We start from the raw sequence: 23,342 nt of genomic DNA, 5'->3' as shown, positions 1-23,342 counted from the left end.
CGCCGTTTCCTCCCTGACCATGTTGCGTTGCGCGAGGCGGTTGGGCCGCTCTTTTGCTCGCTTCTTCTTGTTCCTATGCGGGCACGCTCGTAGCCTCGCCCAGTACGCCCGCCGCGCGCAGTTCGATAATTTCGTGCTCCGAATATCCGGCCGCCCGCAGAATTTCGTCAGCGTGCTCGCCGACCTTCGGCGGCTGGCGCTCGAGACCCGCACGTTCGCGCCCGTCGCCGAACTCCACTGGAAGCGCGGGGATTCCGACCAGCGGTCCGCCGCCTAGTCCGGAAACGGCCGTCGCAAGCAGGCCGCCATGGGCAAGCAGATGCGGATCGAACGACAATTCATCGGGCCGTCCGACGCGCGAATAGGCCACCCGTGCCGCCTCGCACTTTTCGAGGATTTCATTAAGCGGCAATTTCGTGATCCGCCGCTCCAGCTCGGGCAGCATCCACTCGCGCGCTTCGCACCGCCTGCTGTTTCCTGCAAGCCGTGGATCGTCGCGCCAGTCGTCAAGGCCGAAGGTTTCGCAGAAGCGTTGCCAGTGTCCGTCCGACGTGCAGCCGATAAACACCTGGCCGCCATCGGAAGCGGTGAAAACGTCGTACACGCCCCAGGCGTTCTTGCGTGCCGGCATCGGCGGTATCGGGCCGCCGGTCACGGCACTACCCACGACGATCGCGCCGAGCATGAACGTCGCGCTTTCGAAAAGGGAACTGGCGACCTTCTGCCCAATGCCGGTGGCGTCGCGCTCGCGAAGCGCAGCCAGCGCTGCCACCACGCCGAACACGCCGCCGAGAATGTCGATGACAGGCGCCCCCGCACGCAACGGCCGGCCCGGCGGCCCGGTCATATAGGCGAGCCCGGACTGCATCTGCACCACCTCGTCGAGCGCGCCACGGTTCTCGTACGGACCTTTAAGGAAGCCTTTCATCGAGAGGTAGACGAGGCGCGGGTTGATCTGACGCAGATCCTCCCAACTGCATTTCAGCCGCTCGATCGTTCCCGGTCCAAAATTCTCCAGCACGACGTCGGCATCCCTGACCAGCCGATGCACGATCGCCTGTCCCTCTGATCGTTTCAGATCGATCGCGATCGAGCGCTTGTTGCGGTTATAGGTCGCGAAGAACCCGGCGGCGAAGCCCGGCAACCGCCGCGTCGGATCGCCGTCGGCCGGCTCGATCTTCACCACGTCGGCGCCGAGATCGGCAAATACGACGCCGGCGCACGGCCCCATGATGGTGTGACCGAAATCGAGCACCTTCAGCCCCGCGAGCGGTCTGGAGGAAGTCGTCATGCAGCCCGTCTCCTGAATGCGGCGAGCGTTCCCGACCGCAATGCGGCGCTCGGCAGCCTGTGTCCGACGATCCGTTCGGCAAGCCGCCCGGCCTCGATCAGCGCTTCGATATTGAGGCCGGTGGCGATACCCATCTCTTCGCAGAGCAGCACGAGTTCTTCGGTGGCGATGTTGCCCGGCGCCCCCGGCTGGCCGGCAAACGGACAACCGCCGAGGCCCGCCACCGCGGCATCGAACGCCGTCACCCCGAGCCGCAGGCCCTCATAGGCGCAGGCGATGCCCTGCCCGCGCGTGTCGTGGAGATGAAGGGCGATCCGCACATCGCTCCAGCGGTCACGAACGGCACCGACCGCGGCCGCGACTCGGACGGGCGTTGCCCAGCCCATGGAGTCTGCGAGCGTGACGTCCTGCACCGCCACGCCGGCTTCGCGCGCGATGGCGCGCGCGTCCGCAATCGTCTCGACGACTTCGGCCGGGGAAACGTCTCCCGAAAAATTGCAGCCGAAGGCGGCCATGACGATGATCTTGGCAATCGGCAAGCCGGCTTCCCGATGCACGCGCACATATCTGCGCATCGCCTCGATCTGTCCGGCACGGTCGCGGTTGAGGTTCCTGATCGCGAACGGTTCGGATGCGCTCAGTGAGATGAAGCCGGCAAGCGTCAGCTTCCCCTTGAACGCAAGCGCACGCTGCAATCCGCCCTCGTTGAACCACAGTGCGGAGTATTCGACGCCTTCCCGAGCAGTGAATCCCCCGATCACGGCCTCGGCATCGGCCCAGCCGGGGACGTGCTTGGGATTGACGAAAGAGGCGATCTGGATGCGGCGGAGGCCGCACGCGGAGAGCGCGTCGATCAATGCGATCTTGTCCGCCGTCGCGATCGGACCCGGCTCGATCTGAAAGCCTTCGCGCGGCCCCTCCTCGCTGATGACGACACTGCTCGGCAGGTCCACGCCGCGTTCCTCCGGATTATCCTTGTTGGTTGTGACCCCAGCTTGCCGCGGGCATAGACATCTGACAAATATAATATGAAGATCATTATGTTCTGATAATTAGATGTGAGGGGCGATTTCAGTGGCGCTCGGATTGCGGCAGATCAGGTATTTCATCGCCATCGCCGATGCCGGCGTGCTGTCGAGGGCGGCGGAGACGCTCAACGTCGCCCAGTCGGCGCTGAGCCACCACGTCGCCGCGCTCGAAACGGATCTGGGCGTCAAGTTGCTCGAACGAAGGCCGCGCGGGATCGCGCTGACCGCGGCTGGCCGGCGGCTCTACGAGCATGCCAGCGCCGTGCTGTCGGCGCTCGGCAAGGCGGAAGAGGATGTACGGACCTATAACGAGGCCGCGACGGGTCCGGTTAGCCTTGGCCTCAGCCATACTGCTCTCTCCATGGTCGCACTCGATGTCATGAAGGCGGTGCGAAAGAACTCCCCGGGCGTCCATCTGACGGTCGTCGAGGCGCTGTCGCCGGCGCTGATCGAGCGCGTCTTCTCAGGGACAGTCGATCTCGCGCTGGCCTATAATCCACCCAGGGATGCCCGCCTCGACGTCGAGCTGCTGCATGACGAAGAGCTCTATCTCGTCGGGCATCCGAGCCTGATCGGCCGATCATCCGGTTCGATCGCGTTCTCCGCCATTCCGCAACGAAGCGTGGTTGGGCTGACGCCGATGCCGGCATCGCGCGCGATCATCCAGACCCAGGTTCTGCGCAACCAGATCACGCCGAGCGAGACGCTCGAAGTCGATTCATTGTCGGCATTGCGAATGGCGCTTGAGGCCGGACTGGGATGCGCGATCCTCTCCCGCGCAACCGTCCTCTCCGACCTGGCGGCGGAGAAGTATCACGCACGGCGCATCGTCGATCCGCCGCTGACGCGCTCGTGCGGCTTGGTTTCGCTCGCGGACCGGCCGCAGACCAAGGCGTTCCTCGAGGTGCGCAGGACCGTCGTCGAGATCGTCCGCGCCGCTGTCAACGAAGGGCGCTGGCCCGCGAAGGGAAACGGGCGGCGGAGCAAGCGCACCAGCGCGCCGGAACGGCCTTAGTCCTGTCCAGGTGTTCGCGAGCCGGCCGACCGGATCGCGTGCCAGATGCGGGAGGGCGTTGCCGGCATGTCGAGATGCCGCACGCCGAGCGGGATCAGTGCGTTCATTACGGCGTTCATGATGGTGGCGGGTGCAGCGATGGCGCCGGCCTGACCGCTTCCCTTCACACCCAGCCGGTTGGCGCGGCTTGGAAAGTCGCCCGTCAGGCTGCCCTCGAACGCCGGAAGATCGTCCGCGCGCGGCAGCGCATAATCCATCAGCGAGCCCGAGAGGATCTGGCCGGTGTCGGCATCGAACAGCGCGTGCTCGAACAACGCCTGCCCGATCCCTTGCGCCACGCCGCCATGCACCTGCCCCAGCGTCAGGCGCGGATCGAGCAGCCGGCCGTAGTCGTCTGATATCACATAGCGGTCGAGCCTGACCTCGCCGGTCTCTGGGTCGATCTCCACTTCGGCGACATGGCAGCCGTTGGGAAAGGTGTAGCGGTCGCAGAGATGGATCGCCTTGTGCGCGAGGCCTGGCGCGACATCGTCGCCGGGTGTCTGGTAGGAGGCGCGCGCCACCTCCTCGAGGCTGATCTCCTGCCCGGTCGCAGCCACGCGCAACATGCCGGCTTCGTAGTTGACAGCATCTACGCTGGCCTGCAGCAGGCGAGCGGCAAGCCGCCGCGCATTCTCGATGACGCCTTCGGCCGCCATCAGCAGCGCGGTGCCGCCCTGGTGCATGGAGCGCGCGCCGCCATGTCCGCCGCCAGCGTCGAGATCATCCGTATCGCCCTGCCGAAACCGGAAACGCCCGAGCGGCAGGCCAAACGCATCGGCCGCGATCTGGGCAAATGTCGTCTCGTGGCCCTGGCCGTTGGAATGCGTGCCGACCATCAGATCGATCCGACCGTCGTCACCGACGCGCACCTCCGCCACTTCATTGGGCTGGCCACGCGACGTTTCGAGAAAGCAGGCAAGCCCAAGGCCACGCAACCGGCCCCGCTTGCGTGAGCTTCGTCGGCGCGCATCGAATCCGGCGACGGCCTTGACCGCGTGATCGATCGCATGTGCAAAGCTGCCCTGCTCGACCGTAAGCCCCATGGCGCTGGAATGGGGAAAACGACGAAAGATGTTCTTGCGCCGCAGCTTCAGCGCATCCATCCCGAGCTGGTGGGCTGCGATGTCGATGCAGCGCTCGATCAGATAATTCGCCTCGGGCTTGCCGGCGCCGCGATAGGCGTCGACCGGCGTCGTGTTGGTGAACACGCCGCTGGTCTGAAAGGCGATCAGCGGAATGTCGTAGACGCCGCCCATTGCGCTCGCCATCGCCATGGTCGGCACGGCCGGCGCGACCGTCGAGACATGGGCGCCCAGATTGGCGAAGACTTTTGTGTCGAGCGCAAGGAAGCGGCCATCGCGGTCGAGCGCGAGGCGGGCCCGGACGACGCTGTCGCGGCCATGGGCCGAGCCGGTAAAATCCTCGCTGCGATCCCCGATCCATGTGACCGGGCGGCCGAGGCGGCGCGCCGCCCACAGCAGCAACACCCATTCCGGATAGAGAACGTTCTTCATTCCGAAGCCGCCACCGACGTCGGGAATGCTGACGCGAAGTTTTTCCCTGGCGATGCGAAAGACAACGTCGGCGAGCAGGTCGCGGATCGCGTGCGCGCCCGCGGCCGAGGCGATCAGATGCAGGCGGCCGCTCGCGGCATCGAACTCTGCGACCGCACCGCGCGTCTCCAGCGGAGCTGCGACGACGCGGTTGTTGACCAGCTCGCATTCCACGACGTGGGCGGCGTCGCGGATCGCCGCCTCCACCGGGCCGACCTCACCACGGTTGAACTGGAACGCGATGTTGCCACGCGCCTCCGGCCAGATCGACGGGGCGTCCGGCAGAATGGCATCCGCGATCGAGACCACCGGCGGCAGCGGCGCATAGTCGACGATGATGGCCTCGGCGGCATCGCGCGCGGCCTCAGTGCTTTCCGCAACCACGAACGCGACCGGCTCGCCGACATAGCGAACGACGTCGCGCGCCAGTGCGTGACAGGGCGGCACCACGAGCGGCGTTGTCATCGGGATATGGGTCACCGCGCACGGCAGCGGCCCAATATTGTCGGATGCCAATTCCTGTCCCGTGACCACGGCCGCAACGCCGGGCATCTGGCGTGCCGCATCGACGCTGATCGCGGCGATCCGCGCATGCGCATGCGGCGAGCGAACGACGACGCCATGAAGCGCGTTTGGCGCCACGAGATCGGCGACGTAGCGCCCGCGTCCCCGCACGAAGCGCTCGTCTTCAAGGCGGTCGAGGCTGCGACCCAGTAACGGCTCGGTCATGTGAAGCTGTATGGAACCCCGCGGCGGCAAAAGCAATCGGCAGCTTCGTCAGCACGCCGGCCAATCGCAACGATTAGCGTTGAATGAGCTGCAATTCCAGCAGCGCAAGTCTTTGCAGCACGATCGGGTCGCGCTCTCCGCTATGGGCCGCGCGCAGGATCGATTCGGCGATGGCTTGAACGTGACTGGAATGGACCGGCTCGGGAAGTGAAGCCACCGCGGCATCAAACGCAACTTCCATCACCGAGATCACCTCGGGCGGGAAGGACGCATTGGAAAAATCCTTCATGATGGCCGCAACCAAAAGCAGCGGCTGCTGCCAACACGCCTCGGCAACGGGAATGCAATCGGCAGCCGCTTGGAGTTTGATGTGTCTATCCCTAGGGCACAAATTGCATAATTTTCCCGACAATGAATCGTTCCTGGAAGGTGAACAAAATCGCCATTCATAACGGGCTCATCTCACGCGCGCCTCACGCCAGCAGGGTTCAAGGGGCAGAGCCATTCCGGCACCATGCTTACAGGAATGGATCCTGGTGAAGATAACGGTCGTCAAACTGCGCCAATTCCGCAAGCTTTACCTCATCAAGCACCACGACGCGTCCGCGGCTGATATCGATGATCCTTTCCTCCCGCAACTGCTTGATGACCCGATTTGCATGCACCGGCGTGATCCCCAGCGCCTCGCCAATTTGCTCCTGCGTCAGCGGCATTTCGAACGTGTCGCCCGCGGCGCGGCCCGTGACGACAAGGCGCCTGCGAAGTTCGACAACGGTGTGGGCAAGCCGGCTGGTGGCCGGCCGCTGACCGACGTTGACGATCCACTCCCGAAAGATCGCGGCATCGATCAGCGTCTCGCGCCAAAGCACTTCAGCGACATTCGGCTTTTCACGCGTCAGGGCCCGCAAGGAGGCGTGACTGATGAAGCCGAGCGTGGAAGGAACCAACGAGATGATGTCGTGATCCATCCTGCGCAGATACAAACTCTGGAGGTCCGGAATTTCGCCGGGGATATGGATGGAAAGAATTTGCCGCTGGCCGCTGACCGTAGTTTTGGAGCGAACGCAAAATCCTTCGACAACAAGACAGCAGTCCGTCGGACGCTGGCCATCGGCCACAATCGCCCGTCCGGCATCCCATTGGCGAACGGCGATCGGCAGCGCGCGGATAGCTGCAATATCCGGCTCATCGAGTCCCGAGACGATCGTGAGCCGCCGCAATAAGGGCGCGTACACCGTTTCCCGGTCCAAGCCCAAGCCTCCTTTCCGATCAGTTGATTTCCAATACCTGAATGAACGGAAGCGACCCGATGCCGGTTCCCAACAAAGGTTAAGGAGGCGGCTCTCCCGGCATGCAAGGATCAAGGCCAACCAGGAGATCTGCTCATGAAGAAAAGGCGCAATCGCAGCCGCCCGCCGCTGCCGCTTCAAGAACGGCTCAAGCAAATTGCACTTGGCGCCCGCGAAAAGGCCGCCGGCCTGCCGCCCGGGCATGAACGCGATCGTCTGTTGGAGACGGCGGTCTCAACCGAGTCCGCGGCCGCTATCGACCGTTGGTTGTCGTCACCCGGCTTGCAGAGCCCCAAATAGCTGGACTTCTGGCTGATCCGCAGCCCCGTCCGGCCCAAGGTTCTCCTGTCAGGGCTCATTTGGCCGATCGGCGCTGACGTGAATGACGTAAAGCGGATTTGCGAATTCGTCGGTGACCTCCAGCCGCCAGTCTTTACCGGGGCGCAGCTTGCCGTCGAGGTCCTGGATGATTTGCCCCGCAGTAACCGTCGCTTCCCGCCACGCGGCTTGCACGTCTGGCAATTCTTCGCCTTCCTCGTCCAGTTCCGCCCTGTCGTGATAGACGTTGAAAAAATAGCGGGGCATCAGGCATTCCTTAGCGTTTACTCGCCCTCTTCTCTGTCCGCACGCCCTTGAACTTCTTCGCCGACGTTTTCTTTGCGACCAGCTTTTTGGCCGCCATTAATTTTCCCGACGATTTGCTGCGCTTGGTCCAGGCGCTGGCGCCGCCCAATTTCGTCTTTACCTGACTGCGCCTTTTCACCGCGCCCTTGCGCGCGTTGTCGCCCACCGGCTTGTTCACCGCCATCCCGGTCCTCCCGTGTCGGCCGTATACAGAAGGAAGTCAGGACTTTGCTAAATGTTCCTATGCAGGAACCGAGAGCAGTGCCGCGGCATTACGCCGGCGAACGACGAAGGAAGAGCAGTCCTTTTTGCCGTCTCAGGCTCTGGCGTGATTCGGCGCCTTTCCCTGCGCGGAACGAATCAAAATTCGCGCACTTGAATCTTCGTCCTGTGGCGTGAGAGTTCGTTCATGCGTACCTCTTTCGGAACCCCATCGATCGTGCCGCAAAGCGAGGAGCACGACGTCTATCTCGTCGAGCATGAACCCGGCTCATCCGGCCTGGTTTGGGCAGAGGTGGATTCCGAGGCAGCCGGATTCGAGCCGGTCGTCATGGACCTCCTGACCGGACGGTACACGAAGCCTGTCAGGGTGGTGGTCTTTAACGTCGCCGGGGGGTGGTGCCGTGACGCGTCTGTGGAGGTCGCGCATGAGCTGCGGCGACGCTGCGACCTGCAGCTTCGCGACATTCCGTTTTTCCTGCAGGACTTCGTCGACCGCTACGAAGGCCGCTATCGCGAAGTTCAGCTGCCGTTGCCGATGCGCTTGTTCTAGCGCCGCCGGGCCGGGAATTGCTTCCCTACGCCGTGGCGGAATGCTCGGCGGCTTCCAGCTTTCGCCTGCGCCAGATCGATCCCACCAAGAGCACCACGGCGATGCCGATGAGCCCGAGCAGCACCTCGCCGCCGTGGCCGCCATTGGCAAAACGAAGCCCAAGACCAAGCGAGCTCAGCACGCCATCGAGGCCGACGCCGACCGGGCCGTTGAAGAAGGCATGCATTGCCGGCTGTATCGCGGGGTCGGTCGCCATCACCTCGCCGGCGACCCAGCCGAGCAGGCCCGCACCGGCCCACACCAAAGCGGGCAAGCGTGTGAGCAGCGCCATGATCAGCGCGGCGCCCGCGACGATCAGGGGAACGCTGATGGCAAGGCCGATGACCAGCAGCGGAATGCTGCCGTTGGCGGCGGCGGCAACCGCAATCACATTGTCGAGGCTCATGACGATGTCGGCGATCGCCACGATCTGCACGGCCGCCCAGAGATGCGCAGCCGCATCCACGTCTCCCTCGCCCTCGTGTTCAGGCACCAGCAGCTTCGCTGCGATAAACAGCAACGCGAGGCCTCCGACCAGCTTGAGGAACGGCAGCGCCATCAACGTCACGACGATACCGGTGAAGATGATGCGCAAGAAAACGGCGACGCCGGCGCCAAGGATCATGCCCCAGAACCGCTGGCGCGGCGGCAACCCGCGGCACGCCATCGCGATGACAAGCGCGTTGTCGCCGGACAGCAGGATGTTGATCCACATGATCTTGCCGAGCGCGACCCAGAAAGCGGGATGCTGCATCTCGGCCTGGAACTGGGTGAAGAACGCCGAGATCGTCGCCGGATCGAAAATTTGCCACAACCAGTTCACAGCGTCTCCCCCATCGGCCTTCTCAGCCGTTGCACGCGGCTACTGCCGCTGTCCCAATAAAATCAGCCGACGATTTCGTTGCCCGAAAAGAACTGCGCGATTTCGATCGCGGCCGTCTCCGGAGCATCCGATCCGTGCACCGAGTTCTCGCCGATCGACTTCGCGTGGACCTTGCGGATCGTGCCGTCCGCTGCCTTCGACGGGTCGGTGGCGCCCATCACGTCGCGATATTTCAGTACCGCGCCCTCGCCTTCCAGCACCTGCACCACGACCGGAGCCGACGTCATGAAGTCGACCAGTTCGCCGAAGAACGGACGCGCCTTGTGAACGGCGTAGAAGGTTTCCGCCTGTTCGCGGGTCATGCGAATGCGCTTCTGGGCCACGATACGGAGACCGGCCTTCTCGATCAGCGCGTTGACGGCGCCAGTCAGATTGCGCTCGGTCGCGTCCGGTTTGATGATCGAGAAAGTGCGTTCAATCGCCATGTCTTGGTCCTTGCAGAATGCAGTGGATGGAGAGTTGCGGGGCTTATATCGGCGCCATCTCGCCACGGCAAGCGCCGGTGACGCGCCCCTGCCACCCCTTTTGGGCGTGTTTTCGTGCCACGCACGCGCCTCGGGGGCGAAGATTACAGCAATTTCACGGAGGTGAACCCTGTCTGAAGCCGCCGTGCCGTCTTCATTCAGCTTCGCGGCCGTAGACTTACGGACGATCGAACGCAGGGCACGCGCATCCGCCGGCCCTAAGGCGTCACGGGACCCGATCTCACTGGTGGTGCCAACTGGCGCCGAAACTTTGGAGACGATCATGTTACGCAAACTCTCGCTCGTTGCAGTGGCCGCGGCCTCGCTGGGTGCAGCCGCGCTGGCGCCGACATCGGCCTCGGCCGGCAGCTGGCACCATGGCGGCTGGCATCGTCATCATCATCATCATGGCTGGGGCGGCCCTCGCGTCTTCATCGGCGGCCCCGCCTATTACGCCGGCGGATATGGCGGCTGCTACGCGCGGCGCCTTGTTCCAACCCCCTGGGGTCCGCGCTGGCGGCCCGTGAACCGCTGCTACTGATCTGATTTGAGCTTCCCCCTGAGACTGACGCCCCGGCCGCCGCGCCGGGGCTTTTTTGTGCTGTGGAACCGGATTGCCCGACGTGCGTCGACTACTTGCAGGCGAACGCATGTCGCCATGCACGGAAACCAATTTCGCCGCTGTGACTTGACCCATCGATAATAATCAAAGCCTTGCGACTGCTGCGAGGTGGAACTCGTAGAGACCGCCATGGATACCCGAATCAACAATGATTTCGAACAAATCGATCACAAGACATGTGTGTCGATCTGCGACGCCATCGGCGAACGGCTACAGCAAAGCCTGCGCCCCGAGGCCGACCTGTCGCCACGTTTGCGCGAGCTCGTCGATGAGCTGCGCCGCCGCGACGACGAGTTGCATTGAGCGCCACCGGATGTCGGCTGATAGATCTTGTCGATATACCGATAGATTTTACCAATAATGGGTTGCGTTTGGGGTTGCGTTTGCCGGGCGCTCCGGTGACAACGCCGCATGCTCTCAATAACGGATATTTCGGTCCGCATCGCCGGACGGCTTTTGATCGACAGCAGCACGGTGCAGATCGTGCCCGGCGCGCGCGTCGGCTTCGTTGGCCGCAACGGCGTCGGCAAGTCGACGCTGTTTCATGCGATTCGCGGCGACCTGCCGATTGAGTCCGGCAGCATCACGCTGCCACCGCGCTGGCGCATCGGCAGCCTGGCGCAGGAAGCGCCCGATGGCCCCGAGAGCCTCGTCAACGTCGTGCTAAAGGCCGACCTGGAGCGCGACGCGCTGCTCAGTGAAGCCGAAACCGCTGACGATCCGCACCGGATCGCCGAGATCCAGACCCGGCTGGTCGACATCGATGCGCATTCCGCGCCGGCGCGCGCGGCGGCGATTTTAAGCGGTCTCGGATTTTCCACCGCCGATCAGGCCCGGCCGTGCTCGGAATTCTCCGGCGGCTGGCGCATGCGGGTGGCGCTGGCGGCGACGCTGTTCTCTGCGCCGGATCTGCTGCTGCTCGACGAGCCCACCAACTATCTCGACCTCGAAGGCACGCTGTGGCTGGAAGACCATCTGGCCAACTATCCGCGCACCGTCATCGTCATCAGCCACGACCGCGACCTGCTCGACACCTCGGTTGACCAGATCCTGCACCTCGATCGCGGCAAGCTGACGCTCTACAAGGGGACCTATTCCTCGTTCGAGGAACAGCGCGCCACGCGCGAGATGCTGGACGCCAAGCACGCCAAGCGCCAGGCTGACGAGCGCAAGCGGCTGCAGGCCTTCGTCGATCGCTTCAAGGCCAAGGCTTCCAAGGCGCGTCAGGCGCAATCCCGCGTGAAAATGCTGGAGCGGATGAAGCCGGTCACCGCGCTGGTAACCCAGGACGTGCGCGAAATTTCGTTTCCGACGCCGGAGAAAATGCTGTCGCCGCCGATCATCGCGGTCGATGACGTCTCGGTCGGCTACGATCCGAAAAAGCCAGTGCTCAATCGCGTCACGCTGCGTATCGACACCGAAGACCGCATCGCCCTGCTCGGCTCCAACGGCAACGGCAAGTCGACGCTGGTCAAGCTGTTGGCCAACAAGCTGCAGCCTTTCTCCGGCCGGATCACACGGGCGGAAAAACTCTCGGTCGGCTATTTCGCGCAGCATCAGGTCGACGAGCTTAACCTCGACGGCTCGCCCTACGATCACGTCCGCAGGCTGATGCCCGATGCGCCGGAAACCAAGGTGCGCGGCCGCACCGGCGCGATCGGGTTTTCCGGAAAGGCCGGCGATACCCTGGTCAAGAGCCTGTCGGGCGGCGAGAAGGCCCGGCTGCTGCTCGGGCTCGCCACATTCTTCGGCCCGAACATGATTATCCTCGACGAGCCGACCAACCATCTGGACATCGACAGCCGTGCGGTGCTGGCCGAAGCGATCAACGATTTTCCCGGCGCCGTCATCATGGTCTCGCATGACCGCTATTTGATCGAGGCTTGCGCCGATCAATTGTGGGTCGTCGCCAATCAGACGGTGACGACTTACGACGGCGACCTCGACGAATACAGGCGCATGGTGCTGTCGATCGGCGACCCGCGCAGCGGTTCGCGCGAGCGCAGCAGCGAGCGTGTCAGGGAAAGCGTAAAGCCCGAGCGCGGCAAAAACGAAAGGCGATCGCCGCTGAAGCAGCGGATCGCCGAGGCGGAAGCCGAGATCGAGCGCATCAACGGCATCATCGCCAAGATCGACACCGCACTTGCCTTGCCGGATCTGTTCACACGCGATCCCAAGCAGGCCGCCCAGCTCGGCAAGGCGCGCGCCGGTGCCGAAAGCGCGCTGCGGCGGGCGGAGGAAGTTTGGCTGGAGGCCAGTTCGGAATTTGACGAAGCGGCGGGATAAAACCGCTCGATACCCGCTAACTACGCGGCCGGCTTCTTCTTCGGCTTTGCGCCCCTTGCCGGCGCCGCCTCCGGTGCACGCTCGATCGACGTCAGGCGGCCCGCGGTGAAGGTGTAGAGGCCGGCCCGCTGGCCACGCGAATAGCTGACGACCGCCACACGATCGCCACGCGGATTGTTGGAGAGGCTGACATTGTCGGGCGCACCAATGCCGCGCACGACGTCGCATTCGGTATGACCGAGCGCCACCGTCCCGGTCGTCGAGGGAGGCGGACTGCCTGCAGCACCGTTTGCCAGCGCGTTGGCATCGGCGCCCGGTGCAGCCATTCCGGGACAGCCACCGTCGGTACTGACGAGTTCATCCGGCGTGACCGCCTTGGTCGGGGTGAGCGGCGGCGTTTCAATCGACACGTTTCGGATGAAAGTGCGGCCGGTACGCGAGAACCAGTCCGCATCCTTCGACAGGAGGTCGGACGCACCCGAGCAACCCGCAAGCATGGGCCCGAGCAGCAACAACGTCAGCAATGGCTTTCGATCGATCATTCCGCGTCGCACGCTAGACCCAGGCTCCGCCCCAAACTGTAACCAATTGTCCGACCATCACTTTGCGGCACGACCATGACTGCCAGCAAGGTCCGGCGTAGAATCCGCAGATTATCATTAATTCCTATAGATTCGCTATTGCCGCCGCTGCCACCGGCCCCGCTCATCGGCCTGCCAGTAAGTCAGCTCGAATCCCCGCGCCTTGCAATCGGCCCAGGCCCCGCGCGCCGCGGTCAGCGCGTCGTCATCGTCGCCGTTGAAGACCAACACCACCCGTTCGTAGTTGTCGCAATCGGCCGGCAACGCCGCGTTGTCGATCAGGAACCTGACATTGGCCCGATTCGGGTTACCCTCCTCGATCGAGAGAATGATGGGCTGGTCCTGCGCATCGCCGGCGCGCCACGTGGCGTGCGGCAGGAACGAATCGTCGCTGTAAGTCCACAAATGCGCATCGAGCGCCTCTGTGCGCTCCGGCGAAGTCGATTGCACGACCACGCGCCAGCCGCGCTCGAGCGATTTTTCCAGGAGCGGCGGCAATACGCTTTCGAGCGACATGCCCTGCAAATGATAGAACAGGATTTCCGTCATCCGGCTGCCCAGGTTACTTCGTGGCTTCGTAATATTCCGCGACCAGCCGGTCCAGCAGGCGAACGCCGTAGCCGGACCCCCAACTGTGGTTGATGTCGGTTTTCGGCGCGCCCATTGCGGTTCCCGCGACGTCGAGATGCGCCCACGGCGTTTCGTCGACGAAACGCTGCAGGAACTGCGCGGCGGTGATCGAACCGCCGTGGCGCCCGCCGGTATTCTTCATGTCGGCAAACTGTGAATCGATCTGCTTGTCGTATTCGGGACCAAGCGGCATGCGCCAGACGCGTTCGCCGGTTTCTGTTCCGATCTTGCTCAGCCGTTCCGCCAGTTCGTCGTTGTTGGAGAACATGCCTGCATATTCGGTTCCGAGCGCGACCATGATCGCGCCGGTGAGCGTCGCAAGATCGACCATGAATTTGGGCTCGAACTTCTTGGCCACGTACCAGAGCACATCGGCGAGCACGAGCCGGCCTTCGGCATCGGTGTTGATGATCTCGATGGTCTGCCCCGACATCGAGGTGACGATGTCGCCGGGGCGCTGGGCGTTGCCGTCAGGCATGTTCTCGACCAGGCCGATGGCGCCGACCGCGTTGACCTTTGCTTTACGGGCAGCCAGCGCATGCATCAGGCCGACCACGCAGGCCGCACCGCCCATGTCGCCTTTCATGTCTTCCATGCTGGCGGCGCCCTTGATGGAAATACCGCCGGTATCGAAGCAAACGCCCTTGCCGACGAAGGCCACCGGCTGATCGCCCTTTTTGCCGCCGTTCCAGCGCATGATCACGGTGCGGCCGGGCTGCGTCGAGCCCTGCGCGACACCGAGCAAGGCGCCCATGCCGAGTTTTTTCATCGCCTTGACGTCGAGCACCTCGACCTCGACGCCGAGCTTCTTGAGCTGGCTCGCGCGGCGCGCGAACTCCACGGGGTACAGCACGTTCGGCGGCTCGTTGACGAGTTCGCGCGCGATCACCACGCCGTCCACGACATGGGATGCCGGCGCAAAGGCCTTTCGCGCGGCGGCGACATCCGCAACCGCAATCGAAACGTCGGCGCGAAGCACGCCGTTCTCGCCGTCTTTCTTCTTGGTCTTGTAACGGTCGAATTTATACGCGCGCAGCCGGATACCCGACGCGATGGCGGCGGCGGCATCGCCCTGCATCGCCCCCTCAGGCATTTCGGCGATCACGGTGACCGATTCGCTGGCGGCGTTGAGCTTGCCCGCCGTTACCCCACCGAACTTTAGAAAATCCTTCTCCTTGATGTCGGACGCCTTGCCGGCACCGACCACGATCAGGCGCTCCGCCTTGATTCCGTCCGGCGCCGGGATATCGAGCGTCGATCCGCTCTTGCCCTTGAACTGGTTGGCGGCCGCTGCCCGCTTGACGGTATCGGCCGCCTTCCCCAGCGCCTTCCGCGTCGCCTCGCCGAACTTCAATGCGTCATCGCAAAACACCACGAGAACGCCACGGGGCGCGGCGGAAAAGGCGACAAAGCCGACCTTGACGGCGTCGGACATAGGTAAATCCTCCAGAATTCAGGGCTGCTTACGGGTCCGGAATTCGGCCCGTACGATGGAATGTTTCTCTTCGGTAACGGCCCAAATCGCTCAGGACCTGATGTTTTCGGCACTATGGCCCGCAAGCCAGGGCACTGCCAAGCGCCGCAGTGGCCGGAAGGCCACATGAAGTGAATTATTAACCGTATCGAGGGGACGCCACGGCCCGGCCATTTTGTTGACGGATCAAAGGGATGGTAGAGAGAGTAGACGGCTGGCGGTTGGCGGCCCGACCAAAGGGGACCCTCAAACAGGGGTTGGTCGGAAGCCGCTCTTGGGGCGTGTAAGGGTGGGACCGTACGGGTAACGATGGGGTCGATCGACAGGTACATTTTCCGCACGACGCTCGCGTCGTTTGCGCTGGTCCTGGTCAGCCTCACCGGCGTGATCTGGATTACGCAGGCGTTGCGCGGCATCGACCTGATGACGAGCCAGGGCCAGACCATCATCACCTTTCTCGGCATCACCAGCCTGGTGATTCCGGCGCTGGTGCTGGTCATCGCGCCGATCGCGCTGATGATCGCGATCTCGCACACGCTGAACAAGCTCGCTACCGACTCCGAAATCATCGTGATGAACGCCGCCGGCTTTTCCCCATTCCGGCTGTTCCGCCCATTTTTCTTCGCCACTTGTGTGGTGGCGTTCCTGGTCACCTTCATCGCTGCCTATCTCGCTCCCGACGGCCTGCGCCGGATCAAGCAATGGGACGCCGAAATCACCGCCGATGTGCTGACCAACATCCTGCAACCCGGACGTTTCGCCCAGCTCGACCAGAACCTGACGATTCGCATCCGGGAGCGGCAGCCGGGCGGCGTGCTCGCCGGCATCTTCGTCGACGACCGCCGCGATCCCAAGGAGCGCGTCACCATCATTGCCGACCATGGCACGGTGCTGAAGAACGAGAACGGCTCCTATCTGGTGCTGGAGGACGGCAATCTCGAACGTTTCGAGGCCGGCAAGCGCGATCCGGCGCTGGTGGCTTTCGCCCGCTATGCCTTCGACATGTCGAAATTCTCCAATCGCGGCCGCGACGTCGCGCTGGGAATTCGCGAACGCTATCTCTGGGAGCTGGTTTCGCCCTCCGAGGACGATCCGGTTTTCAAGCAATTGTCCGGGCAGTTTCGCGCCGAGCTGCATGACCGCTTCCTGGCGCCGGTCTATCCCTTCGCGTTCGCCGTCCTGACCTTTGCCTTCCTCGGCACGCCGCGCACCACGCGCCAGAGCCGCAATTTTTCGATCGGCGGATCCATCCTGGCGGTGTTCGGCCTGCGCATGGCGGGATTCGCCTGCTCGGTGATGACGGTGAAGACGCCGGGTATGGCCCTCGTCCAGTACCTGATGCTGTTCACAGCGATCGGCGGCGGGCTGTGGATGATCATCGGCGGCGTCGTGGTGGAGCCGCCGGCTGCGCTGATGGAGGCCATCAACCGATCGAATGCGCGGCTTGCGCGGCTCTTTGGACGGCCGGCCACAGCATGAGCATGATGACCAACACGCTCGGGCGATACTTTGCCGGCCGCTTCCTGGTCGCGGCGGTGGGCGTGTTTGCGAGCATTTTCGTGCTGCTGGTGCTGGTCGACTACATCGAAATGGTCCGCAAGACCTCCGGGCTGGTATCGGCATCCGCGATCACGGTGGCTCAGACGTCGCTTTACCGGGTGCCGCAACTGCTTGAAAAGCTGATGCCGTTCTGCGTCCTGATCGGCGCGATGACCTGCTATCTCGCGCTGTCGCGGCGGCTCGAACTGGTGGTCGCACGTGCGGCCGGCGTATCCGCCTGGCAGTTCATCTCGCCTGCGTTGGCAAGTTCGATCATCCTCGGCATCGTGGCGACCGTTGCCTACAACCCGATGTCGGCGAACCTGCGCGAACTCTCCAAGCGGATGGAGGCCGAATTGTTCGGCTCGGCGCCCGGCGGCGGCATCCAGGATGCGTCCGGTTTCTGGCTCAACCAGATCAACAGCGACGGCCAGTCGATCATCAATGCGGCGCGCAGCGAGCAGCAGGGTGTCCGGCTGACGGGACTGACCGTGTTCCGGTTCGATACCGATCTCCAGTTCAAGGAGCGAATCGAAGCCCGCGAAGCTGCCCTCGAGGAAGGCCGCTGGGCCTTCAAATCGGTACGCAGATACTCCCTGGATAAACCTCCGGTTGATCAGGAGAACTATTACCTCTCAACCACCCTCACCCCGGCCCAGGTTCGCAACAGTTTCTCCACCCCCGAAACCGTGTCTTTTTGGCAACTTCCCGGCTATATCCGCTCTTCCGAAAGCTCGGGATTTGCGACCGCCGGCTACCGTCTGCAGTACCATAAGCTCATCGCACAGCCATTTTTGCTGGCTGCAATGGTGATGTTGGCGGCTTCCGTCAGCCTTCGCTTCTTCCGGATGGGCGGCGTGCAAAAGATGGTTTTGAGTGGCGTGGGCGCAGGCTTTCTGCTCTACGTTCTATCGAAAGTTACTGAGGATTTGAGCAAGGCTGAGTTGATGCATCCCATCGCTGCGGCGTGGTTGCCCGTCTGTGTGGGTGGCCTCACCGGCTTCTTAGCCTTGCTGTACCAGGAGGACGGGTAGTGGCCGTTGTCGCCGCCCGCCAGTTGAGGTCGCCTGCGTTCAGGCGGCGCACTACCGTGCGCCGCTATCGAGCCCGCTTGGCTGCCGTTGGCGTACCAATGTTTGCCCTGCTCGCCGGATTCGTTTTCGCGGGCGCGATCGAGCTTGCCCTGACGGTGCCGGCCTCGGCGCAAAGCTTCACCTACAATCCGCGGCCGCCCAAGCCGCCGCCACGGCCTGCCAACAACGACGGCAGGATGCTCGTGCAAGCGGTCGAGGTGGACTACGATTACAACAACCAGCGCGTGTCGGCGGTCGGCAACGTGCAGATGTTCTACAACGGCACCAGCGTGGAGGCCGACAAGGTCATCTATGACCAGAAGACCAAGCGGCTGCATGCGGAAGGCAACATCCGCCTGACCGACGCGGAAGGCAAAGTCACCTACGCCAACATCATGGACCTGAGCGACGACTACCGTGACGGTTTCGTCGATTCGCTCCGCGTCGATACCGCTGATGACACGCGGATGGCGGCGACGCGCGCCGACCGCTCCGCCGGCAATTACACCGTGTTCGAGAACGGCGTGTATACCGCCTGCGCGCCCTGCAAGGACAATCCGAAGAAGCCACCACTGTGGCAGGTCAAGGGTGCGCGCATCATCCACGACCAGACCGACAAGATGCTGTACTTCGAAAACGCGCAGCTCGAGTTCTTCGGCGTGCCGATGGCGTATCTGCCGTATTTTTCGACGCCCGATCCGACCGTCAAGCGCAAGACCGGCTTCCTGATGCCGTCCTACACGACGGTCACCGGCTACGGCTACGGCGTGGAAACCCCGTTTTACTGGGCGATCGCGCCGGACTATGACGCGACCTTCAACCCGCGCTTCACCACCCGGCAGGGCGTGCTGCTGCAGGGCGAATTCCGCCAGCGCCTCATCAACGGCTCCTACCAGATCCGCGCCTACGGCATCGATCAGCTCGACCAGGGCGCCTACGCCGGTCAGCCCGGCGACCGCCAGTTCCGCGGCGGCGTCGACACCAAGGGCCAGTTCGCGATCAACGACAAATGGGTTTGGGGCTGGGACGGCGTTCTGCTGTCGGACTACTACTTCTTCTCGGACTACCGGCTGGCCCAGTACAAGGACCCGCTGGGCTCGTTCCTGAGCCTGCCAACGGAAGCGATCTCGCAGCTTTATCTGACCGGCGTCGGCAGCCGCAGCTACTTCGACGCGCGCACGATCTATTACCTGTCCTTCTCCGGCAGCCAGGACAAGGTGCCGGTGATTCACCCGGTGATCGACTACAACAACGTCATCAACCACCCGGTCCTCGGCGGCGAGGTCAGCTACAAGACGAATTTCACCAGCCTGTCGCGCACGACCGCGGCCTTCGACCCGATCACGACGCTGGCAAACACCAATGGACTGTGCCTGAACGCGACGGCCGATCCGCTGGCGCGGATTCCCTCGCAGTGCCTGTTGCGCGGCATCCCCGGCACCTATACGCGGCTGACGGCTGAAGCGCAGTGGCGGAAGTCGTTCACTGACCCCATGGGCCAGATCTGGACGCCGTTTGCGATTATGCGCGCCGACGCCATCGACGCCTCGATCTCGAACCAGCCCGGCGTTTCGAACTTCCTGCCCGTGGGCGACACCCAGGCAGTTCGCCTGATGCCGGCGGTCGGCCTCGAATATCGCTACCCCTTCATCAATGTTCAGCCCTGGGGCACCACCACGATCGAGCCGATCGCGCAGGTCATCGCCCGTCCCAACGAAACCTACGCCGGCAAGCTGCCCAACGAAGACGCCCAGAGCATGGTGTTCGACGCCAGCAACCTGTTTGCGGTCGATAAGTTCTCGGGCTACGACCGCGTCGAGGGCGGCGGACGCGCCAATGTCGGCGTGCAGGCGACCACGCAGTTCGATCGCGGCGGCAGCGTCAACGTGCTGTTCGGACAATCCTACCAGTTGTTCGGACTGAATTCGTACGCCGTGCACGACGTGACCAATACCGGGCTCGATTCCGGCCTGCAGACCCCCCGTTCCGACTACGTCGCCCGCATCAACTACTCGCCGAACCGGACCTATACGTTCAGCGTGCGCTCGCGCATGGACGAAGCGACGCAGAATATCAACCGCTTCGAGGCCGAAGGACGCGCCGCGTTCGACCGCTGGTCGGTGAGCATGATTTACGGCAATTATGCCGCGCAGCCGGAACTCGGCTATCTGACCCGGCGCGAAGGCCTGCTCGGCAGCGCCTCGATCAAGGTGGCGTCGAACTGGGTCGTGTCGGGCTCGGCGCGGTGGGATCTTGAAGCCAACAAGCTGAACCAGTACATCGTTGGCGCCGGCTATGTGGATGACTGCTTCGTGCTGGCGGCCAATTACGTCACGTCCTACAGCTACTCAGCCGGGACGACGCCGCCGGTGCTCAGCCACGCGTTCATGTTGCAGATCGGCCTGCGGACCATCGCGAATTCGTCCTCGTCGGCCGGCCCCAGCGGCGTTCAGTAGCGTGAGGCCCCCGACCTTGCCGGAAAGTACCCAGCGCAACGCGATGCGAATTGGTTGATACGGCTGACATGACCATGACCACCATCAAGCTCCTTCCTCGCCGACGTTGGTCCAATGTTTGGTCCCTTGCCGCCGGCTGCGCCATCGCGCTGGCCGTGCTGGCCGGCGGCGTTTCACCGCTGCCGGCGCAGTCCATTGCCTGCATGGTCAACGGCGAACCCATCACCAGTCTCGATATCGAGCAGCGCACCAAGCTCAACTTCCTGACCACGCGCAAACAGCAGCCTCGACAGGAAGTGCTCGACGAGCTGACCAACGATAAGGTGAAGATAAAGGAAGCCAAGCGATTTGGCGTCGATCCTTCCGCCAGCGATGTCGATCAGGCCTATTCGGGAATGAGTCAGCGGATGCGACTGTCGCCCGAGCAGCTCACCAAGACCCTGGAGAGCCAGGGTGTCCGGCCGGAAACGCTGAAGGCCCGCCTCAAGGCCGAGATGGTCTGGGGCAGTCTGGTGCGCGGCCGCTTCAAGGAGAGCCTGCAAGTCGGCGAGAAAGACGTTGCGGCCGCCGCCGAGCAAAGCGGCGAAGCGACCCAGACCGAGGCGTTCGAATACAAGCTGCAACCGATCGTCCTGATCGTGCCGCGCGGCTCGGCACAAGCCGCGGTCGACCAACGGCGCAAGGAAGCGGAATCCTTGCGCGAGCGCGTCCAGACCTGCGAGCAGGCCAACTCCTACTTCAAGTCGATGCAGAACGCTGCGATCCGCGAGACGATCACCAAGACCTCGGCCGACATTCCCGGCCCGCTTCGTGAGCTCCTGGACAAGACGCCAATCGGCCGTTTGACGCCGCCCGAGATCACCAAACAGGGCGTCGAGATGGTGGCGTTGTGCGACAGGAAGCCGACCAAGGTCGACACGCCGAAGAAGCGGGAAATCCGGGAAAAGATGTACGCCCAGAAGTACGAGACGAAGTCGAAGGCCTATCTGAACGACCTGCGCAAAGCCGCGATGATCGAATGTCGTTGATGGCCAAGCTCTGATGGCCAAATCTCCGAAGACCGAGGCTCCGAAAACCAATGCTCTCGCGCTGACATCCGGCGAGCCCGCGGGCATCGGCCCCGACATCGCCCTCGCAGCCTGGCTGCGCCGCGGTGAGCTGGATCTTCCGCCGTTCTATCTGCTCGGAGATCGCGCGTTCTTCGCCGACCGGGCGAAAATCCTGGGATTGCAGGTCGAACTCGCCGATGCCGTGCCTGAGGAAGCGAGCGCGGCATTTGCGAAAGCCTTGCCCGTGGTGGCGACGGGAGAAATCGCCACCGCACGGCCCGGACAGCCCGATCAGACCAGCGCGAACGCTGCGCTGGCCTCCATTCGCCACGCTGTCGACCATGTCAGGGCTGGAAGGGCCGGCGCCGTCGTCACCAACCCGATCGCCAAGAGCGTGCTGTACCGCGCCGGATTCCGCCATCCCGGCCACACCGAATTTCTCGCCGAGCTTGCCGCGAAAAGCGGCCGCGCGCCGCAGCCGGTGATGATGCTGTGGTCGCCGGCGCTCGCCGTCGTTCCCGTCACCATCCACCTTTCGCTGCGCGAGGCGCTGACCCAGCTATCGATCGAGCTGATCGTGACGACGGCCCGGATCGCGGTCGCGGATCTGAAGGCGCATTTCGCCCTGGCCCGACCGCGGCTTGCGATATCGGGCCTCAATCCGCATGCCGGCGAAGACGGCTCGCTCGGCAGCGAAGACATCGACATCGTGGCACCTGCCGTCGAAGCGCTACGCACTGAGGGCATCGACGCCAGGGGCCCCTTGCCGGCGGACACCATGTTCCACGCCGCGGCCCGCAAGACCTACGACTGCGCCATCTGCATGTATCACGACCAGGCGCTGATCCCGATCAAGACGATCGCGTTCGAGGACGCCGTCAACGTCACGCTGGGTTTGCCGTTCATCCGCACCTCGCCGGATCACGGCACGGCCTTCGACATTGCCGGCACCGGCAAGGCCAACCCGTCGAGTCTCGCAGCAGCCTTGCGGCTCGCCGCGCGGATGGCGACGACCAAACCTTCATGAGCGCGATCGACGATCTGCCGCCCCTGCGCGACGTCATTCGCGAACACTCGCTTTCTGCACGAAAATCCCTCGGCCAGAACTTCCTGCTCGACCTCAACCTCACCGCGCGGATCGCGCGCGCCGCAGGTCCCCTCGAAGGCGCCACGATCATCGAGGTCGGCCCCGGCCCCGGCGGCCTGACGCGCGCGCTGCTGGCGCTGGGCGCCAAGCGCGTCATCGCCGTCGAACGCGACGAGCGCGCGCTGGCCCCGCTCGACTATATCGCCAAGCGATATCCCGGGCAGCTCGAGATCGTGCACGCCGACGCGCAGCGCTTCGATCCGCGCCCAATGCTCGGCGACGAGCCGGCAAAGATCGTTGCCAACCTGCCCTACAACATCGCGACCGCGCTTCTGGTGGACTGGCTTTCGATCGAGCCATGGCCGCCCTGGTACGACATGATGGTGCTGATGTTTCAGCGCGAGGTCGCCGAGCGCATCGTCGCAAGAGAGAATGACGAGGCCTATGGCCGGCTCGCGGTGCTCGCCAACTGGCGCACTGAAACGAAAATCCTGTTCGACATTTCGCCGGCCGCCTTCGTGCCGCAGCCCAAGGTCACCTCCTCGGTGGTGCGGCTGGTGCCGCGCAACGCCCCTGAAACGTGCGATCGCCGCGCCCTCGAACAGGTGGCAGCCGCGGCCTTCGGCCAGCGCCGGAAAATGCTGCGGCAGAGCCTCAAATCGCTGTCGGTCGATCCGGCCAGGCTGGCCGCGGCCGCCGGCGTCGACGCCACCCGGAGAGCTGAGACAATCCCGGTTTCCGGCTTTGTTGCCATGGCCCGCGAATTGACCGATATACGAAACACAAAAACTCAAACGTCCTGAAGAAACTTGGGCT

General features: G+C 63.7%; 23 protein-coding genes. 11 read left to right on the top strand and 12 right to left on the bottom strand.

Annotation, left to right across the window (positions count from 1 at the left end):
- Window positions 1-73 precede the first annotated feature (73 nt).
- On the bottom strand, window positions 74-1,291 hold the full coding sequence (locus tag IVB22_RS03340) for a CaiB/BaiF CoA-transferase family protein (protein WP_247515874.1): 1,218 nt from the start codon (window positions 1,289-1,291) through the stop codon (window positions 74-76).
- Window positions 1,288-2,244, bottom strand: coding sequence for a hydroxymethylglutaryl-CoA lyase (locus IVB22_RS03335; RefSeq protein ID WP_247515873.1), 957 nt, complete (start codon window positions 2,242-2,244; stop codon window positions 1,288-1,290). Before IVB22_RS03335 ends, IVB22_RS03340 begins: the two co-directional genes overlap by 4 nt.
- Window positions 2,245-2,365: 121 nt before the next feature.
- On the opposite strand from IVB22_RS03335, the gene IVB22_RS03330 reads away from it, so the two are divergent.
- Window positions 2,366-3,334, top strand: coding sequence for a LysR family transcriptional regulator (locus tag IVB22_RS03330; protein WP_247515872.1), 969 nt, complete (start codon window positions 2,366-2,368; stop codon window positions 3,332-3,334).
- Here the strand turns inward: IVB22_RS03330 and IVB22_RS03325 are convergent.
- From IVB22_RS03325 to IVB22_RS03305, 5 genes are all read right to left on the bottom strand, one after another.
- Window positions 3,331-5,658 carry a xanthine dehydrogenase family protein molybdopterin-binding subunit gene (locus tag IVB22_RS03325; protein WP_247515871.1) on the bottom strand — a complete coding sequence of 776 codons (2,328 nt, stop codon included), beginning with the start codon at window positions 5,656-5,658 and terminating at the stop codon, window positions 3,331-3,333. The two genes, IVB22_RS03330 and IVB22_RS03325, sit on opposite strands and share 4 nt — an antisense overlap.
- A 73-nt stretch (window positions 5,659-5,731) precedes the next feature.
- The gene (locus IVB22_RS03320; protein ID WP_247515971.1) at window positions 5,732-5,947 is read right to left on the bottom strand and encodes a hypothetical protein; all 216 of its coding nucleotides are present in this window, start codon (window positions 5,945-5,947) and stop codon (window positions 5,732-5,734) included.
- 229 nt (window positions 5,948-6,176) lie between these two features.
- Window positions 6,177-7,151 carry a Crp/Fnr family transcriptional regulator gene (locus IVB22_RS03315; protein WP_308200347.1) on the bottom strand — a complete coding sequence of 325 codons (975 nt, stop codon included), beginning with the start codon at window positions 7,149-7,151 and terminating at the stop codon, window positions 6,177-6,179.
- 144 nt (window positions 7,152-7,295) lie between these two features.
- Complete coding sequence (locus IVB22_RS03310) at window positions 7,296-7,532, bottom strand: hypothetical protein (RefSeq protein ID WP_247515870.1); 237 nt, start codon at window positions 7,530-7,532, stop codon at window positions 7,296-7,298.
- Window positions 7,533-7,542: 10 nt separating this feature from the next.
- Window positions 7,543-7,755, bottom strand: a complete 213-nt coding sequence (locus IVB22_RS03305) for a hypothetical protein (protein ID WP_247515869.1) — start codon at window positions 7,753-7,755, stop codon at window positions 7,543-7,545.
- A gap of 225 nt (window positions 7,756-7,980) precedes the next feature.
- On the opposite strand from IVB22_RS03305, the gene IVB22_RS03300 reads away from it, so the two are divergent.
- On the top strand, window positions 7,981-8,343 hold the full coding sequence (locus IVB22_RS03300; RefSeq protein ID WP_247515868.1) for a hypothetical protein: 363 nt from the start codon (window positions 7,981-7,983) through the stop codon (window positions 8,341-8,343).
- Window positions 8,344-8,368: 25 nt separating this feature from the next.
- Here the strand turns inward: IVB22_RS03300 and IVB22_RS03295 are convergent, their stop codons facing one another.
- On the bottom strand, window positions 8,369-9,205 hold the full coding sequence (locus tag IVB22_RS03295; RefSeq protein WP_247515867.1) for a TerC family protein: 837 nt from the start codon (window positions 9,203-9,205) through the stop codon (window positions 8,369-8,371).
- A gap of 62 nt (window positions 9,206-9,267) precedes the next feature.
- Window positions 9,268-9,690: a nucleoside-diphosphate kinase gene (gene ndk, locus IVB22_RS03290; RefSeq protein WP_247515866.1), complete on the bottom strand. Its 423-nt coding sequence runs from the start codon at window positions 9,688-9,690 to the stop codon at window positions 9,268-9,270.
- Window positions 9,691-10,012: 322 nt separating this feature from the next.
- On the opposite strand from ndk, the gene IVB22_RS03285 reads away from it, so the two are divergent.
- The 3 genes from IVB22_RS03285 to IVB22_RS03275 all read left to right on the top strand — a co-directional run bounded on the left by IVB22_RS03285 (window position 10,013) and on the right by IVB22_RS03275 (window position 12,637).
- Window positions 10,013-10,270, top strand: a complete 258-nt coding sequence (locus IVB22_RS03285) for a sulfur globule protein precursor (RefSeq protein WP_247515865.1) — start codon at window positions 10,013-10,015, stop codon at window positions 10,268-10,270.
- Between the two features lie 210 nt (window positions 10,271-10,480).
- On the top strand, window positions 10,481-10,654 hold the full coding sequence (locus IVB22_RS03280) for a hypothetical protein (protein WP_247515864.1): 174 nt from the start codon (window positions 10,481-10,483) through the stop codon (window positions 10,652-10,654).
- 108 nt (window positions 10,655-10,762) lie between these two features.
- Window positions 10,763-12,637 (top strand): ABC-F family ATP-binding cassette domain-containing protein, encoded by a 1,875-nt coding sequence (locus tag IVB22_RS03275; protein ID WP_247515863.1) that lies wholly within the window; start codon window positions 10,763-10,765, stop codon window positions 12,635-12,637.
- 20 nt (window positions 12,638-12,657) lie between these two features.
- Here the strand turns inward: IVB22_RS03275 and IVB22_RS03270 are convergent, their stop codons facing one another.
- The 3 genes from IVB22_RS03270 to IVB22_RS03260 all read right to left on the bottom strand — a co-directional run bounded on the left by IVB22_RS03270 (window position 12,658) and on the right by IVB22_RS03260 (window position 15,283).
- Window positions 12,658-13,179, bottom strand: coding sequence for a hypothetical protein (locus IVB22_RS03270; RefSeq protein ID WP_247515862.1), 522 nt, complete (start codon window positions 13,177-13,179; stop codon window positions 12,658-12,660).
- Window positions 13,180-13,314: 135 nt separating this feature from the next.
- Window positions 13,315-13,767, bottom strand: coding sequence for a DNA polymerase III subunit chi (locus IVB22_RS03265; RefSeq protein ID WP_247515861.1), 453 nt, complete (start codon window positions 13,765-13,767; stop codon window positions 13,315-13,317).
- A gap of 13 nt (window positions 13,768-13,780) precedes the next feature.
- The gene (locus tag IVB22_RS03260; protein WP_247515860.1) at window positions 13,781-15,283 is read right to left on the bottom strand and encodes a leucyl aminopeptidase; all 1,503 of its coding nucleotides are present in this window, start codon (window positions 15,281-15,283) and stop codon (window positions 13,781-13,783) included.
- Between the two features lie 348 nt (window positions 15,284-15,631).
- Here IVB22_RS03260 and lptF point away from each other — a divergent pair, with 348 nt between their 5' ends.
- The 6 genes from lptF to rsmA all read left to right on the top strand — a co-directional run bounded on the left by lptF (window position 15,632) and on the right by rsmA (window position 23,329).
- The gene (gene lptF, locus IVB22_RS03255) at window positions 15,632-16,801 is read left to right on the top strand and encodes an LPS export ABC transporter permease LptF (protein ID WP_247515859.1); all 1,170 of its coding nucleotides are present in this window, start codon (window positions 15,632-15,634) and stop codon (window positions 16,799-16,801) included.
- Window positions 16,798-17,895, top strand: a complete 1,098-nt coding sequence (gene lptG, locus IVB22_RS03250; protein ID WP_247515858.1) for an LPS export ABC transporter permease LptG — start codon at window positions 16,798-16,800, stop codon at window positions 17,893-17,895. Before lptF ends, lptG begins: the two co-directional genes overlap by 4 nt.
- Window positions 17,896-17,993: 98 nt before the next feature.
- The gene (locus IVB22_RS03245; RefSeq protein WP_247515969.1) at window positions 17,994-20,390 is read left to right on the top strand and encodes an LPS-assembly protein LptD; all 2,397 of its coding nucleotides are present in this window, start codon (window positions 17,994-17,996) and stop codon (window positions 20,388-20,390) included.
- Window positions 20,391-20,464: 74 nt separating this feature from the next.
- Window positions 20,465-21,418: a SurA N-terminal domain-containing protein gene (locus IVB22_RS03240; protein WP_247515968.1), complete on the top strand. Its 954-nt coding sequence runs from the start codon at window positions 20,465-20,467 to the stop codon at window positions 21,416-21,418.
- A 13-nt stretch (window positions 21,419-21,431) separates the two neighbouring features.
- On the top strand, window positions 21,432-22,466 hold the full coding sequence (gene pdxA / locus IVB22_RS03235; RefSeq protein WP_247515857.1) for a 4-hydroxythreonine-4-phosphate dehydrogenase PdxA: 1,035 nt from the start codon (window positions 21,432-21,434) through the stop codon (window positions 22,464-22,466).
- A complete protein-coding gene (gene rsmA / locus IVB22_RS03230) occupies window positions 22,463-23,329 on the top strand; it encodes a 16S rRNA (adenine(1518)-N(6)/adenine(1519)-N(6))-dimethyltransferase RsmA (RefSeq protein ID WP_247515856.1) in 867 nt (288 codons plus the stop codon). The genes pdxA and rsmA overlap by 4 nt, the downstream gene beginning before the upstream one ends.
- Window positions 23,330-23,342: the final 13 nt, after the last annotated feature.

Source organism: Bradyrhizobium sp. 190, from assembly GCF_023073415.1.
In the GTDB taxonomy this organism is placed as follows: Bacteria; Pseudomonadota; Alphaproteobacteria; order Rhizobiales; family Xanthobacteraceae; genus Bradyrhizobium.
The sequence above is the reverse complement of the archived record's forward strand: the minus strand, read 5'-3'. Positions and strand labels throughout refer to the sequence as shown.